We start from the raw sequence: 17,244 nt of genomic DNA on the forward strand, positions 1-17,244 counted from the left end.
ATGGCAGTATTAGGAGATCAATTAGTTGCACCCGAATCAGGGTGGAGACGCTATGATGATACACATGTTGGCTTAAAGTATACAGGAACTTGGACCATCCCATCCCCATCCAATACAGTTTATTATGGTGGCAGTATAAGAGTAACTAGCCGAGCTGTCGACAATAACTATGTTAAATTTTCTTTTTTCGGAACAAAGCTTAGGATTATCTCTGACTTTTACTCAGATAGGCATTCTGATAACTCTATCACGATAGATGGTGTAACAGAGATGTATAGTGCGTTTCGTACAGTAGGTTCCCCTAGCCTTCAGCAATCCATAGTGTATGAAAAGACTGGATTACCTCTTGCATTTCACACGGTTACTATTGCAACAGGTCATAATCGTATAAATTTCACTTTAGATGCTATAGATATTGATGAAACGGGGTATCTGTATGGACACACTCTAACCTTCCCTGAAACAGGATGGAAGAGGTATGACGATACACACGATGCTTTTGTATATCATGGAGATAATTGGATATTTCAAACTCAAACAGGAACGCCAACTCTGTACAATGCAACCCATCACTATTCTGCAAAAGGGATGGGCGGCAACGAAATTAGATTTAAATTTTACGGAACCAAGTTAAGACTAATATCAAGTATAGGTTCGACTTTTGCAGATGATATTTCAGTGGTCATTGATGGAGCAACTGAAAAGTTTAATTCAAAAATGGCAACAACAATAGACGAAAGACAACGGTTAACCTATGAAAAAACTAATCTACCATTAGGTGTCCATGAAGTTAAGCTTATCAGCGGAACTAACGGAGATTGGAGATTGGATATTGATGCTATCGACATTGATGATAATGGACAACTTTTAGCTAGTGTTGGTTCGCGATTAACCGCCCCCGAAGCAGGATGGAAGAGATATGATGATAGTGTATCTTCTATTAAATATGTTGGAAGGTTCACTAACGGTGTTGGTGCGGGTGCATACAATGGATACTCTAATTACACTTCGACAATAGGAGACAAGATTGTCTTTGACTTTGAAGGAACTAAGTTAAGATTAATTGGAGCACGATATACCAATCGAAGTGATTTAATCGAAGTTTACGTTGATGGAAAATTGCATGGGACTCATTCACAACTAGGATCAGAACTTGCACAAGTACTTCAGGTTGAAATTGTGGGATTACCGAAATCAAGACATCGAGTAGAAATGGTGAATAAATCCAGTGGATCAACGACTACTTTTATGGCTCTTGATGCCGTAGATATAGACTCAGATGGTCGGTTATTTCATCCAGACGAAGTGACAAGTATTACTGAACTTGAAGTTGGTAAGCGTATTAGATGTAACTATGTTTCGAATACCGCTGGTGTGGCAGGAGAGTTTAAAAATATAGGAAAACAAACATCTGACTTTATATCAACAACATCTGTTCCAAGTGTGCCTAATGGTGACTTCTATTTCATTGTTGCTGATGCATATAATGGAAAGAAAATTTTAATTGCAGACAGGAACATTCAATCCACAATTTCATGGGATGCATTGAACAGTAGTGGTCTTGTATTTGGCGTTCAAAAGGAATTGGGAGAGAAGAATTATACCTTTCTTTATCGATTACTCAGAGGCGGTATCAACGCAACGGATAAGGATAATGAGTGGGATAAATATATTGTTAGCTCTACGCTGAATGGAGCAATCATTGCTGGAAGCAATGGTGTATGGAATTGGAGTGGAACCACTAGAAGTTGGACTTCTACTACTTACCCTTCTTTTACTGACAGAAGAGTTCAAAGAGGTGGAACATCCGCAGATGCTTTCATAGCAAACAACAACGGAAGTATAGCAACAAACACAAGTTCAACCGCTACTGGATATAGACCATTAGTGGAACTAGAAACTTTGCCAATGTTTAAATCCTTCGTCAAACATGATGGAGCCTATAAAAGGCTTGATACTGTAACTTTAGAATGGAATACAATTTCAGCAACTTTACCATCAGAAGACACTTTTATTAATGACGGAATGGATGATCTCTCTGTATTAGATAGAAAAAACGAAAGTTTCGTTCAGACTATGACTGCCAATGGATCGCTAGGATCAGGCAAGTTGTTCAAAGAAAGAATCGATCTGAAAAAGTATTTCGAAATAACAAGTGTAAGTGTGAAGTAGGGCTTAGATACTCTACTTCTTTTTGTTTTTTAAATAATGATAATATTTAGAAAGGAGGTAGCTATATGGAGAATATAGACATTAGACTTTCCAACGGTTCACTTGTCTTTACTTCGATTAATGGGAGCATTAGAACATCTATCGGCAAAACCAGTGGAAAGTGGTATTGGGAAGTGAAGCTAAATGGATCGGATGCGGCTGTGTATGTAGGAGTTGCAAACAGCAACTTTCCAGTTGGTAGCACCTCTCCAGCCAGTAATGCAAATTGGAGATGGGCATACAATGGAACAAAATATCCATCGTATGATCCATATGGAGCAAAATGGAATGTTAACGAGGTTATAGGTGTAGCCCTTGATTCTGACAATGGTACATTGGAGTTTTATAAGAATGGTGTGAGCATAGGGATTAGTCATACCGATCTAAAAACACTTGGAGAGGTTTTCCCTGTGATTGGAACTGGAGGTGGATCTTTCTCCAGAACAGCAACGATAAATTTTGGGTATACTCCATTTTCATATGCCATACCAAGAGGATATAGTTCTTACGCATCAGTCTACTCACATAAATTCTTACTTTCATCCAAAGACAAATACTATGGGTTTACTCTGGGTAGTTACAACAATTCTCTTCCCATCATGACTAGCAACACTACTCCAAGTGGAGCAGCAAGTGCTAGTAACGAAGCAAATTCTACGTATCTTGCATACAAAGCATTTGATAAAAGCACAATGACTAGATGGATAGCATCATCGTTAAACACAGGTTGGATAGCGTATTCGTTCCCTATTGTAAAGATCATTAAAAGATATGCACTTTTACCAAGAGCAGATAGCTTAGGAAATACGCCAAAAAGCTGGAATTTTGAAGGTTCAAATGATGGTGTTAATTGGGTCGTACTAGATACTCAAAGCGATATAATAGATTGGGTGGTTGGCAACAAAAAAAAATTTGATGTATGGAATCAAACAGGGTATTTGAAATATAGGTTGAATATACTAGCGACTGTATCTTCAGGAGTGCAACCTTCTATAGATGAGTTTGAATTGTTTGAAAAAACTGATAATGAGTTGGTAATTTCAAATGAAATGAATGAAGATTACTTTGCTAATTATGGTTCGAGTGGCGAACTTTCGAAGTTTAACTCAGCTATTAAAAAAATTAAATCAATTGAATCCAACTCTTCTACTTATGACTCAGGCAAAACCTTTGAACACACAATTGATATGTCAAAACGCCGAGTAGATAAAATTACACTTGGCTAAATTCATGAGGAACACATCTATAGGGTGTGTTCTATTTTATTTTGAAAGGAGATGGTTTAATGACAGAGATAGTTGCTTTAGGTGATGCTATTGATGCAGTAAGTTCTACTGGATTCATTCCTTGGGGAATTACCGTTATTGGAAATGAAATATTTGTATCACAATACAATGTAACTACCTATAGAATTAGAGTTTTTGATGCAGATGCCTATACCGTTAAAAGGGAGTTTAATGTTAGTGGTGTAACAGCAAATCAGTATGGGTCAATAGGTACAGATGGAACAAATTTAATGGTTTCCAATAGCAGTGAATGCATCGTAACTATAGACAAGGAAACTGGGGCTGTAATTAAGATAGGAACTATAAGTTATGGATTTAGTCTAACCGCAACATTTGATGTTGACCTTGAGAGAGACTTAATTGTGTTTCAAACATATTCTGGTGGTATGGTGTATATCACTAGATATTCCACAGGTGTAGTGTTAAACACATATAGAATGCCTATAACTACTTCTGGTAGTGGTGCAATTATTTATAGGAAAAAGGGGATTTCTAAAGCGCATATTGTTGTGTCTCAGTATTTCAATAATATGATTTTTGTTTCTAGCGATATAAGTAAATCTACAGAAAATCTAACATTTACTCAAATATATACGTATAACACTGCTAGATTAACAGGTTTAGGAGCGAGAGATAATCAGTTGTTTGTCGGTGTATATAGCCCCGGAAGCAAGATTTTTCGTTTGGATATTAGCAAACTGACAGCTAATCAATTCTTGATTTCAGCAGAAGATAAATATTATTCTGTAAGATCGGAGTCATACAGCCAAGATACAGTGATACCTGCCATGACTAGCAATGTCACACCACTAGGAAAAGCTTTTTCAAGTAGTGAATATTCAACAGATAGGGGCGCTTGGAGATCGTTCGACAAAACTCAAACAACCTATGCAAGTAGAGATGGAGCAGGAATGACAGGGCATTTAGGATATGAATTTAACATAGCAATAACTATCGGAAAATACTCTGTACAAAGTGCGACCGCTGATAGCTCAACTCTACAAGCGTTATCAAAGGATTGGACATTTGAAGGATCGGATGATGGGGTAAATTGGAATGTTCTAGACACTCAAACCAATCAAGCGTGGACAACTGCATACACAGATAAAGAGTATTATATTGATAAAAGCAAGATTGGAAAATATAAAATGTATAGACTGAATTGGAGTGCTACCAATGGATGGAGATATGCAATAGTGGGAGAACTAAAAATGTACCAATACACTTCAAGTTTGGTTCGGGAATTTCCACATGCCTCGGATGTTAATTTTATAAAGTATGGAATGAATAAAAATGATGCAATTGACTTAAATTCTTCCATATCTCACATACAAAATGTAGTTGAAGATGTTCAGTCTCTTGGTTCAGGAAAACTCTTCAGACAACCAATCGACAGGTCGAAGCATCAAGCAAACAAGATTATATTAGGCTAAATTTATGAGGACACATCTATATGGTGTGTTCTATTTGTTTTGAAAGGAGATGGCTGAATGGGAGATATTTTAGATGTAACACTAAGTCCCACTGATAAGAATGGTACAACTACCTTATCTAATGGGAACTTAACTGTTACTATGACCACTGCAACTACGGGGAATATTCGTGCCACACATGGTAAAACTACTGGAAAATGGTATTGGGAGATTAAGTACACTGGGCATGATTGGTTTTTTGTTGGGATCGCAAATATGAATTATCCCATCGCGAGTCCTGACTACTATGGAACAAGTGGAAATGCGTTAAATATTAGGACTATTTATGCAGCAACTGGAGCTAAATTTCCTGAAAATGTAGCATATAGTTCAAGACCAGCGGCTGGGGATGTAATCGGTATTGCCCTTAATCTGGATGAAGGAAAATTGGAATTTTATATAAATGGGAAAAGTCAAGGAGTATCTCACACAAACATATTATCAATGGGAGAAGTTTATCCGTTTATTAAGAGTCAATCTACAACCAGTAAAGTTATCACAGTTAATTTTGGTGCAACTCCATTTGATTACGATATACCATATGGTTTTTATTCTTACGATGGTAGACAAAGCAAATGGCATAATAAATTCTTGATTTCATCAGAAGATAAGTATTATTCAGTTTCAACCTTAAAATATAGCGACAATACTGTCATTCCAAAGATGACATCTAATACTGCTCCTTCTGGTATCGCAAGTGCAAGTAACACGAATATCCCATCATTTCCATATAGAGCATTTGACGGAGATATTGGTGGGACATGGTATGCAACAGCATCTTTTCCAATAACTTTACAGTATGAGTTTACTCAGTCTAGAGTTATTGGGAAGTATTCATTGCTTGGATATACCGCTGAGAACAATTCTAAAGACTGGACATTCGAAGGATCTAATGATGGAGTTAATTGGACTGTTTTAGATGAGCAAGAAAATCAGACGAATTGGACAGTTGGAGAGGTTAGAAACTTCTCATTCAAAAATACAGCCAATTTTAAGATATATAGAATTAATATAAATAGTAATAATGGCGGTAGTTTAATACAGGTTGCAGAATTGTTAATGTACGAAATATTAGAGTTTCCAAGAGTGAAATCTCTAGACTCTTTGTCTGAGTCTAATTTTTTGATTCATGGAAAGGATAAAAACGGAGAAATTGATATGCACTTGATGTTAAAACATCGCTCTTATCAAAGTACTGGTAGTAATATATTAGGTTCAGGCAAAGTGTTTAAACAAAAAATCGATACAACAAAAATACCAATCAAGAAAGCAACAATCACATAACGATGTGAAATGATTGTTTGATTTAAATTTAGAAAGGAGATGGGATTATGGCTACAATAGGACAGGCACTACTGCTTGCTGAGTCAGGTTGGCAAAGAATAGACAATAATAATAATGCTATTACTTATTCAGGTGCATGGACATCGGGAAATAGTAATGATTTTTACAATAATACGTATACATTCACATCAACTGCTAATGATAAAGTTGCTTTTACATTCAGAGGAACAAAGCTTAGAATAATCGGCGCTCAATATACTACTGGCAGTAGCGATATTAGCATTTTCATTGATGAAGTGGAAGAAAAGACAACTCAGAATGCCGGGTTAGTTTATCAGGTCCTTACTTATGAAAAAATAGGTATGGTAAATAAAGTTCACACTGTTGAGATAAAGAATAATCAAAATGCGATTGTATGGATTGATGCTATTGATATTGATAGTTCTGGTGAATTCGGTGCTACTGGCTTGTACAAAACGCTAGTCTTCCATGCCGATCAATATAAATATATCAATGGTACGAACTGGGCAACTCTGATGAATACTATTCCAACGGAAAATGATTATAAAGAATTCGGGATAGATGATATCACTACTATTCCAGAAGACATGTGGATGAAGTTGGTAGGCGAAATAGAATTTTGTTATTACACAACAGATTCAAGAGTTTCGAATGCATCCTTTAACATCGAAACCGAACCTTTTACTCTCGAAGAGGAGTGGGCAGACAAGGATATTGAAGTACTTTATTATACAGACGATCCCAATGCAACAGAATCGGTGGTAACAATCGAAACTGATCCCTTCACCCTAGCGGAAGAATGGGAAGATAAAGAGATCAAAATCATTGAATACACCGATGACCCCAACCAAACCGAATCAACGATTACAATCGAAACCGAACCTTTTACAATATACGACGAGTTGGGTGACAGTGTAGATGTTCTATACTACACAGACGATCCATCCAAAACGTCAGCGGAACTAAATACCATTGCTAACTACTCCCCATTGGATGAACTTGAGGGAGATTTTGACGTGGTAACGTGGACGAATGATGAAGAGGTAATCGCCGGAAATCGGGACATGATGCTGATGTATAACGCGCTACCGTTTGAACAATTAATTGTGCAACCAACAGACATAGCGTTATATGGAGACGTGAAAAAGGTTGTCGCTACGAAAGTAACGGAGAACAGTCCGGAAGGTATATTAAGAATGGCTGCTTCGTTCGACTCAGGGCTCACATGGAAGACATACCGTTTCAACAAGTGGCTTGATCTGGATATCCAGGATACAACGTTATTCAAAAGAAAAGGAATGAACCTGGACACACTCAACGCCATCCCTGAAAAGGATCTAATAGCTTTAACTCGAATTGCCTACTACTTCGATAGCAGTAAGCACTATGAAAACAGCTATTCGCTTGACGAAGTGAAAATGGTCGTTGATGCACCGCGACATGCAGTGGAGTTTAGAGATATGTCACTGCAACTGTTAAACACCACAGCCACAATCGACCTGACCTTCTCTGGTAACAAACTTACAGGTGTGCTGGATGATGCAGATCAGGGCAAGGTTAAATACCGCGTCTTGTTGAACGGTAAAACGTATTATCCGGCGGATGGCAATTTTACACGACTAGCAGCATCTCCATTCAATATTGAACTCAATATTGACGAGAGAAATGTTAATTTTGGCGTAGAGAATACATTGAAGGTTGAATTTCAGGATTATTGGGGTGCCGTAGACTCCCGGGAAATCAAGTTTATCGGATCGTATTCAGGATTAATGTTTATGGACGAGTCTGGAGATTTTCTTTCAGATACCTTTGGTGGTATTTTGAAACAACTTGATTATGGGGTGATCATTGCCGGACAGACGACGTTAACAAAGAAAGTCAGAATCAAAAACTTGCTTGGTTATGCTGTGGATCATGTTTACCTGGAGATGGATAAGAAATTCGAAACGGATGGTGTTGAAGTCCAATTATCCAGACAGGCCGACCCGTTTCTTCCGATCGATTATCTGACCTATGGTCTGATTCAACCGGAGGATAGCATCGATTTTTATATTCGTATCGCAACGGATATTCATGCCAAGCCGAATCCTAATGGCAATTTTGAAATGAAGGTCACAGCAGACCGGGTGTAGCTCTCAATACAATGAGACAGGAAGTGAGTGGAATTAATAACGGGGAGACTCTATTAGATAGTTATATACATATTAAAAGTCCGGAAAATCGTTTTACAGCAAAGTATATTCTGTACAATCAGGTGGATGAAGAACTGTCTTCAACCCTAATAGTTGCTACAAGAAAAGTGTCCGAGATCGTCTCTAGTGTATCCGTACGTGTCAGACGGTCACAGGAATTGAGCAATTCGCTATCGGTGATGTACAGGTCGCAAGGAGATCTGGGCGCAACCATTCAAGCGGCATCCAAAGTTGATCTTGAAGGCATGTTGTACGTTCGCCCACATAACCGTGCACACGGCAAATATGAATTACTGGAAGCACCGCGTGTAACTGTTAATCTTAAGCCTGTTGCTGATGCGACCACACGAAGCCAAACTCACCTGCAGACGCTCAACTTTGGTGATACACAGCGTATGATGATCGGTAGAGACGAGATAGAGCAATTCGAATCGTTTATACATTTCGGTGATTTGGATACTAGAATACCTGATCTGTTATATCTGGAAGACGCTAAATTGAGGTTATATTACACAGGAACCCTGGCACCTGGAGCACACATTGAGTTGCATCAGCCGGATACGTTGTGGCGTGAGTACGGGATTACGTATGCGAACAGACCTCATTCCATTCAGCTCTTATCGTCCAGTTATATCCTGGATACGACTGAACGTTATGTTGAGTTTGATATGATGGCATTGCTTCGAATGTGGAGAGAAGGTATTCTTTCAAATGTTGGAATGATTATTCAGTCTAGCGGTAACACGCCGATTTATTTCAACACTCGTGAGTCTTCCAAACCACCTGTTTTGCAGATCAAATATATCACTTCTCAAATTTATTCCATCGGTCGAACCGAAATTGAAAGTGAAGTTTTTATTTATGGTGTAGGTCGCAAGGATATAGCTTCAACGTTAGTTGTACACAGTGATATTGGGCTGAACTGGCTCAAATCTCAGTTGTACGTCCACCGTTATGAGGATCACATGCATCATGATATACCTCAAGTAATCGCGGTCAGCCGTCCGGACGTGGATGTAGATCTGATAGTAGCTAAACGTATAGATGCAGAACTAGGTTCGAACATTTCTATTGCTGAAAGTAGGACAGAAGAGAAGGAAACATGGGTTTCTATTTCTAAGCCCGAGCTTCATGCGCAGTTCATTACTGCTATACGAACAACTAAGGATACAGACGGTAATCTTGCCGTTAGAACAGGTCTAGACGACGAAAAAACTGTAGAAATCGCAGTGTCTCATCCTGACTTGCCTTCAGTCATTACGGTAGATAGACAAATGTCTCTAGTCAGTACGTTAACGATATCACAGCTGCTCGATGATGGACGGGATACGAGTTTAATTGTATCCGTACCAGATCTTCATGCTTCATTGGAAGTCTCCAATTATATAAAAGCAACTTCAACGTTGGGGTCTTTGCTTACGGTCATGTACGACGGTGATTCGACTGTGATTTCGGAGATTAGGGTTAATAACCCTGATCTGAATAGTGTTCTTCAAGTCAGAGCATTAGATCATGATGAGAGGGCAGGCAGTCTTGAGATTCCTTATTTGGAAGAACAGCTTGGGCAATTATATATTTCAAGACCTGATGTGCTTTCCAGCATTGAGGTCAAGTATATGGATGTTTTGGATGCACACATTAGTATCAAGGAAAGAGAATACTTGGATAGCTATCTTCAGGTGCGAGATTGGAAGGATATGCAGTCTACAGTAGATGTGAGACAGATTGTCGATATGGCTACTGAAGTGACAATTTCCAAGCCTGATCTGGCCGCGTATGTCTTACCAAGAGTTATTGCGAATGTAGAGTTAGATTCGATCACAAGTATCCGTAAACGGGATGCCGGTGATTTAGTGACCACAGTAATTGTGAAGAGTCCAGGAAATCAAGCGTATTTTTACATTTTATAAAATGAGTACATCATCAAAGAGGGCGTTGGCCCTCTTTTTTTTGCGTTTAGGCTCATGTCCATCCCTAAGCATCTGTACTTTATTGTGTAACAGTCGTCTTCTCGTTATGATACAATGTGTTCATCACACATTAAGGAATGAAGACCATGCATCAAGGGGACAGTGTATTTGAACAGATTATTAAGCAGAAAAGATTGAAGCCTATCAAGCCTGAAACTACAAAAGTTCTAGTTAAACCAATACATAAAAAGAAACTAGCTCAGGAGCAATTAAGTGATATGGATGTCCAGTTCAAAAAGTCGGTAGCTGAATCAATAGATCGAAGTGTACTTCATAGACGTGTACTGGGGATTAGAAGAGAGTTAATGGAGATAAGACGATTAAAGAATGATGAGCAAATGTTTTAAGGTACGCTGGACACAATGACATACAGTTTTCACGGCTCAAATATGATTAGTGTACCTAAAAAGCATGTATGTTCAACATACTACCTGTTAAATTAAACCGAGTATAGGACTACTAAGTTTACTGCATAATTGCAGATTAAGTTTATGTTTTTGCTTAAAAACGACCTCTTTCAATTTCTAATATAGGTGCTAGTCACCGTCATTGTGACGGAGAACTTTAATTATCTCACGACAATCTTAACCAACGAGATTCGTCTTATATAAATATTGAAACTCTAGTGTTAATCTGAGAACAGGTATTCTTTTGTTAACTTTATGAAATCTACCTGAAAGTAATCGGACTCAAAAGTAACAACGAATGTATACTTTTAAATCCGAGTTGAGCTTACTATGGGTATAACCACAGGAATCATTTTTTTAATAAATAAATCAACTGCAATTATCCTTTTTATAAATGTCCTTGAAAGCGTGAGGAGGACATTTGAGAGAAATAAATTCAATGATCTCTTTTTCAAGCTATATCAGTAAAGATGTACATAATTGCTAGTATTACCATGACAGCAAGAACGGCCCATAGTAGGGTATATTTTTTCATATTATCCTCCACCTTCTTGATGATAATTTAGTATAAATGTTTCAAATCACCTAATTAATGGTAACGTATATAAATCACCATGCCAATACTAATATATTAACCAAATGGGAGGAAATGATTCAATGTTAAGGAAATTCTCAAAGAGTGCTCTTGCACTAATTCTAGTAACAACGATATTTGCATCCATGGCATCTGCGAAAGATACTCCTGAACCTGAAGTATATACACCTGAGCAATATACAGAGTATTTGATACAACTTATTAATGATGGGGATACTGGAGCTACTCAGACATTAGAGCAGTTTAATAGTTTACCCACAACTAAACAAAAAGCTTTCTTAAGTTTTATTTTTTCAGAAGAATATGTAAATGCAATGAGCGAAATGTTGTCTGGTAACGAAACTTCATCGTATAAAAGCTCTAATCAAGAAATACCAATTGAAATAGAGTCCAGTTCTACTGATCAATTTCAAGCAAATCAATTATCAGCTGGCGCTTTTGCGGCTAGAGCTAATCAAGAGGCATCGGTGAGCAGGTCAGAGAAATTGAGCATATTTGGTGTAGATACATCCACAATAACTTTGACAGTTAGTTGGGAGCACAATGGAAATGCAGCTGTTAAGCCTCTTCAAGTAATCCAAGGACATCTAAATCGGAATCCAGGATTCACTCTAAGTGAGACATCAAATAATAGTCCGGGGTACATTTCAGAGGGATACTTTAATGCCACAGGGACTTGGACTATGCGAGCAACCGCATCTTTAGGTTTTGTTAGTGATACATTAGGAATTAACATTAAAGCTTCAACACCGTCTAATAAGTATTACTATACAACTTCTACTAAAAAAAATATGAATGCCACCAATGGTTGGGTGAAGTATTAATCATAGTTAAAATTTTTGGTATGGTGATGCGCAAGGGGGGAGTGCTCCCCTTGTATAATTTAAATTTATACTATCATCAAAAAATGATTGATCATGCTGTACGATATCAAGTCTTATTATTTAGAGGTTACAGTTAAACCTCAGGGTTTATTTTGCTTCCTCCTAGTCCTCTGGCCGCGGGCTTCCAATGAAAATCTGAATGGCTTGCTTCAGGAGTTTTTCATGAAAGGCACCGCTCTCTCAAATGGAGGATACAGATCTCGCCGGTTCACTGTTTCTTTAAAGTTTGGATATTTCCCTATGAAATTTCCCCATTCATTTTGAGCCATTTTATAGTCCGATAATCATGCTCATTCCCACTCTTAGGTAATACTTGGCAGTCAAAATATCAATTCCTCCATATTCTTCTATAATGTATCATGACAAACACTGTCTGAACTGTAAGTACCTACATTTTCTCAACCACGGCAGGTGTCCACACGACAATCCAGAATGAGGCATACAATTATCGTGACCTGTGGAAGAGGAGGTGGATCGGGAAATTATGGTGACGATGGAGCCTATTGTAGTTGGAGAACATGTATTAGTTGGGGTAGAAGTCAAGCTGCCCAAAACAACGTTGCTGACCATTAACACATCCAAAGGATATATCATGTGCGGAGCACTCGACGTGGGATTACTTAATGAGAAGCTCGGGGATCGCAAAATTATTGCAGCTCGGGCGGTTGGTGTGCGTACACTGGAGCAATTGTTGCATGCACCTATGGAGTCGGTGACAACAGAAGCCGAGGCCATGGGCATTACGGTTGGCATGACGGGTGTAGAGGCTTTGTTGAAAATGATCTAAGCACTAACAAAAGGGCTCCCTATGGGAAGCCCTTATTTAACGCCGTAATACAGAGCCTGGCACATCGTAGCTCCCACCTCTATACACACGAACGCTTTCTATTAAATTAAGCTTCTTCCTTCGCGAACAAGGCAGCCAGGTTTTCTTGGAAAGGAGCGCGAACAACGCCTTTTTCCGTGATAATAGCTGTTACATATTCGTTAGGCGTTACATCAAATGCTGGATTGTATACTTTAACACCTTGCGGTGCTGTACGTTTGCCAAATCCTTCAGTGACTTCTTCCGCAGCACGTTCCTCAATTGGAATGAGGTCCCCGGATGGAGTGGACAAGTCGATAGTCGACAATGGGCTGGCTACATAGAACGGAATATTGTGAGCCTTGGCAAGCACGGCCACACTGTAGGTTCCGATTTTGTTAGCTACATCGCCATTCGCAGCAACACGATCTGTTCCGACGATAACGGCATGAATCCAGCCTTTGGACATCACCATGCCTGCCATGTTATCACAGAGCAGCGTAACGTCTATGCCGGCTTGCTGTAACTCAAATGCAGTCAGGCGTGCACCCTGAAGTACAGGACGAGTTTCGTCTGCAAATACCTTCAGGTGAATGCCACGTTCCTGTGCGAGATACATTGGAGCAGTTGCCGTACCGTATTTCGCCGTAGCCAGTCCGCCTGCGTTACAGTGAGTGAGTACACCCATCCCATCTTCGAACAAAGGCAGTGCATTCTCGCCGATCATGCGACATACTTCTTCGTCTTCCTTCTGAATCAACAGAGCTTCTACTTCAAGAGCATCATTGCCCTCATCCAGGCTCAGGCCGGATTCAACGACCACATTTGCTCTCTGCATCATGCGATCCAGTGCCCAGAACAGGTTCACCGCGGTTGGTCGGGAAGTAGCCAGATGAGCACATATGGATTTTACGTGATCCAACCAACCTTGAACGGTTGTTCCGTCATATGATTTGGCACCCAATACAACACCAAATGCAGCAGCAATACCAATCGCCGGAGCACCGCGCACTTTCATGGAGTGGATGGATTCCCATACTTCCTCGGGTGTATACAATTTCAACATGAGGATCGTTTCGGGCAGCAGACGCTGGTCAAGCATTTCAAGCTTGTCCTTTTTCCAGATGAGAGAGGACAGAGGCTGATATTCAGGGGTTGTCATGGGTGGTTCCTCCGTTCCTTATGTTAAACCTTAGTAGTAGTAACAGCTGTGGATACAATATCCAGTACTTCGCCGATGGTATTCAAGCGACGATTGTTCTTGATCAATGCTTTACCAATGGCCAATGATTTACGCTGAGCATGTTCACGTTCAGTCGCATTTGGAATGGTATCTATATCCGCCACGTGAGCGAGTCCCACGATACGACGAACCATTTTGGCACCTGCGAAGCCAATGGAATCTCTGAACAATTGTTGCACATATAGATCCTGATACCCTGGCGTTTTTGCCATCGGATCAACGAGGTCATTAACCCAGAGGGCACGGAAACGAGATTCGAATTCAGTCCATACATCACGAACCATATTCAGCAAAAGCGTCTCACGCTCACGCAAAGCAGTCTCATCCTGAATCCATCCTGGCAGGGATGCGTAATTCAAGAGCAGGTTCGCAAGGACTGCACCGACATCAAATCCCATGGGGCCGTAATATGCAAATTCGGGATCGATGACCTTGGTTGATTCAGGTGTAACAAAAATACTGCCTGTATGCAGATCTCCATGAAGCAGTGCCTGCCCATGTGTCAGGAATTTTTCCCGCAGCAAGGCCACTTCAAGGTGAAGCTCTCCATCTGTACGAAGCGCTTCAGCCTCGTCTTCAATGAAAACATCATAATTATTTTTCTCAGCGATCCGGTAGGGTTCATCAAAGATCAGATCCTCCGTTATTTTGCATTGGTCCGGATTAATGAATCTGCCCTGTTGTTCCTTCTTCAATTGCTGATCCATGCCCAAGTCTGATGTAAAGAACAGCGTTCTTGCCATGAATTCCCCGATATGCTGTGCAAAAAGAGGATAGGAAACACCTTCGATCAGGCCTTTGCGCATGATCACATGATCACTCAGATCTTCCATAACCGTTAACGCAAGGTCATCATCGTAATGATACACTTCGGGTACCATCCCTGGACACAGACGATACTCTTCCTGCAGAATCTCACGTTCAATGCGGGCACGTACCAGAGAGAGCGGCCATGATTCTCCAACCACTTTCGCATAAGGAAGCGCCTGTTTGATAATGATACTTTTATCGGAGTTCTGATCCGTGATGTGGAATACCAAATTCAGATTGCCGTCGCCGATCTCGTGACAATCCAGATTTGCATCTGCCGCAAATGGACCCGGTAATGTTTTGGCCAGTTCAATTGCATCCTGGGGGGTAAACGGGCGATATTGGGACAAAGGTGCCACCTCCATATATATGAAGAAACAGGAAAACCCACTTCTTTGCTTGGTATATGTCAGTATATCGGAAATAACGCGGTTTTTGAACTTTTTTTTGAGACAAGTCAAGTCGATCCTGATTCGAACTTCCGGTTCAAGGGTAAAAACAAATAGGTCGGACGGTTGAGAGAAACACCGTTAACAAGCCTCTCCACTACATGTGGTGACACACTATTAACTCTCTGTTATGCATTGCGGGACAACCTGCTTATGATGGCATGACAGACTAATTTTAAATAAAGGATGGGATTAATATGGCTACAAAAAACAAAACAGATCAAGCGAAATCGGTGGAACAAGTACTTAATCGTCAGGTAGCTAACCTGAACGTATTGTATGTTAAAATCCATAACTATCACTGGTACGTTAAAGGACCTAACTTCTTCACGTTGCATGTGAAATTCGAAGAGTTCTACAACGAAGTTACGGTGCAAATGGATGAAATCGCAGAGCGTATCCTTACGCTGAAAGGTAGCCCAGCCGCTACAATGAAAGAGTATCTGGAGCTTTCCTCTATTCAGGAAGCAGCAGGCGGAGAAGACGCAAAAACAATGGTGCAAAACCTGATCGAGGACTTCGCTACACTTTCGAATGAATATCAGGAAGGTATCGAAGTGGCAGATGCAGCTGAAGATCAACCAACATCCGATATGCTGACAGGTTTCAAGGCTGACCTGGAGAAACACATGTGGATGCTTCGCTCTTTCTTGGGTTAATATAGCCAAGATTTTGCCTAATACAAATGGTCTCTTACGTAAGCTTTCTGAGCCCGGATCATGTTGTCAGAAACGCCCTGAGCGTCTATACTGCTGACAAGAACGATAGGGGAGGGGACCGCTTATGTTAGAACCAACGATACCGGCTTTAAAAGAATGGGCTTCTGCAATCAAAGCACTGGAAACGGGTCGCCAGATTATGGTGATGCGCAAAGGCGGGATTGTAGAGGAAACCCGACATTTTGAGCTGAAAAGTCCAGCGTTTTATCTGTATCCGACTTATGAACATCAGCGTAAAGAACTGATTAAGTCCTCGGATCAATCCTATGTTGAAGAATCACTGGCCGAATGGGTGCCCGAAGCTTCGACAATCCGTATTACTGCATATGCCGAAGTAACACAGGATCTGGAGATACGAGATCAGGAGATGCTGGATCGACTTCTTGACTTTCATATGTGGACAGCGGATTTTGCCGAAGACCGTTTGAAATGGAAACGGAAAGATCCGCTCCATGTATTGATTTTACGTGTGTACCTTTTGAAAGAACCGATGGAAATCCCCGTACTGCCTGAATATAATGGTTGCCGTTCATGGATTTCTATTCCGAATGGTCCGGTGCCGCGCGAAATGACGCCGGTGGTGGACGTTGCGGATTTTGACGAACAGGTACAGAAGATTAACGAGATGCTCAAATTGTAAATGGTAACATTATTTAACGGAGGGACTTGTCCATAATATGGATGAGTCCTTTTTTTAGATTAGTGTACAGCAGATGGCATAAAAGCTTGAATTGCTGTGATTTTTCTCACTGTGCATTTGTGCTTAAGATGTTTTCTGATTTGATTCAATTTGTCTTTTACTATAGAATCAGAAAGAATAAGGTTTCATGCAATGGACAAAGGTTCTTAGGAAATGACTTGATTATCATTGAGAATCAGTTTAGAATTATTCTAAA

13 protein-coding genes are annotated in these 17,244 nt (G+C 40.0%); 11 read left to right on the plus strand and 2 right to left on the minus strand.

The annotated features are described in order from the left end of the window. From MHH92_RS09145 to MHH92_RS09185, 9 genes are all read left to right on the plus strand, one after another. A complete protein-coding gene (locus MHH92_RS09145; protein ID WP_340903324.1) occupies window positions 1–2,172 on the plus strand; it encodes a hypothetical protein in 2,172 nt (723 codons plus the stop codon). A gap of 65 nt (window positions 2,173–2,237) precedes the next feature. After that, window positions 2,238–3,437 carry an SPRY domain-containing protein gene (locus MHH92_RS09150; protein ID WP_340903326.1) on the plus strand — a complete coding sequence of 400 codons (1,200 nt, stop codon included), beginning with the start codon at window positions 2,238–2,240 and terminating at the stop codon, window positions 3,435–3,437. Between the two features lie 59 nt (window positions 3,438–3,496). Further along, a complete protein-coding gene (locus tag MHH92_RS09155) occupies window positions 3,497–4,930 on the plus strand; it encodes a hypothetical protein (RefSeq protein ID WP_340903328.1) in 1,434 nt (477 codons plus the stop codon). A gap of 57 nt (window positions 4,931–4,987) precedes the next feature. Next, window positions 4,988–6,253, plus strand: coding sequence for an SPRY domain-containing protein (locus MHH92_RS09160; protein WP_340903329.1), 1,266 nt, complete (start codon window positions 4,988–4,990; stop codon window positions 6,251–6,253). Between the two features lie 47 nt (window positions 6,254–6,300). After that, window positions 6,301–8,406: a hypothetical protein gene (locus MHH92_RS09165; RefSeq protein WP_340903331.1), complete on the plus strand. Its 2,106-nt coding sequence runs from the start codon at window positions 6,301–6,303 to the stop codon at window positions 8,404–8,406. Window positions 8,407–8,417: 11 nt separating this feature from the next. Then, complete coding sequence (locus MHH92_RS09170) at window positions 8,418–10,376, plus strand: DNRLRE domain-containing protein (RefSeq protein WP_340903333.1); 1,959 nt, start codon at window positions 8,418–8,420, stop codon at window positions 10,374–10,376. Between the two features lie 146 nt (window positions 10,377–10,522). Continuing rightward, complete coding sequence (locus MHH92_RS09175) at window positions 10,523–10,783, plus strand: hypothetical protein (RefSeq protein WP_340903334.1); 261 nt, start codon at window positions 10,523–10,525, stop codon at window positions 10,781–10,783. Window positions 10,784–11,500: 717 nt separating this feature from the next. Then, window positions 11,501–12,262 carry a hypothetical protein gene (locus MHH92_RS09180; protein ID WP_340903336.1) on the plus strand — a complete coding sequence of 254 codons (762 nt, stop codon included), beginning with the start codon at window positions 11,501–11,503 and terminating at the stop codon, window positions 12,260–12,262. A gap of 544 nt (window positions 12,263–12,806) precedes the next feature. Continuing rightward, window positions 12,807–13,109 carry a YunC family protein gene (locus MHH92_RS09185; protein ID WP_017689545.1) on the plus strand — a complete coding sequence of 101 codons (303 nt, stop codon included), beginning with the start codon at window positions 12,807–12,809 and terminating at the stop codon, window positions 13,107–13,109. A gap of 106 nt (window positions 13,110–13,215) precedes the next feature. On the opposite strand, the gene mtnA is transcribed toward MHH92_RS09185, so the two are convergent. Further along, window positions 13,216–14,289, minus strand: coding sequence for an S-methyl-5-thioribose-1-phosphate isomerase (gene mtnA / locus MHH92_RS09190; RefSeq protein ID WP_340903348.1), 1,074 nt, complete (start codon window positions 14,287–14,289; stop codon window positions 13,216–13,218). Window positions 14,290–14,312: 23 nt separating this feature from the next. Then, on the minus strand, window positions 14,313–15,530 hold the full coding sequence (gene mtnK, locus MHH92_RS09195) for an S-methyl-5-thioribose kinase (protein ID WP_340903349.1): 1,218 nt from the start codon (window positions 15,528–15,530) through the stop codon (window positions 14,313–14,315). A gap of 296 nt (window positions 15,531–15,826) precedes the next feature. Here mtnK and MHH92_RS09200 point away from each other — a divergent pair, with 296 nt between their 5' ends. Together MHH92_RS09200 and MHH92_RS09205 are read left to right on the plus strand one after the other, a co-directional pair. After that, window positions 15,827–16,288: a Dps family protein gene (locus MHH92_RS09200; RefSeq protein WP_017689542.1), complete on the plus strand. Its 462-nt coding sequence runs from the start codon at window positions 15,827–15,829 to the stop codon at window positions 16,286–16,288. 124 nt (window positions 16,289–16,412) lie between these two features. Next, on the plus strand, window positions 16,413–16,988 hold the full coding sequence (locus MHH92_RS09205) for a DUF1802 family protein (RefSeq protein ID WP_017689541.1): 576 nt from the start codon (window positions 16,413–16,415) through the stop codon (window positions 16,986–16,988). Window positions 16,989–17,244 lie beyond the last annotated feature (256 nt).

Source organism: Paenibacillus sp. FSL M7-1414 (genome assembly GCF_038003195.1).
In the GTDB taxonomy this organism is placed as follows: Bacteria; Bacillota; Bacilli; order Paenibacillales; family Paenibacillaceae; genus Paenibacillus; species Paenibacillus amylolyticus.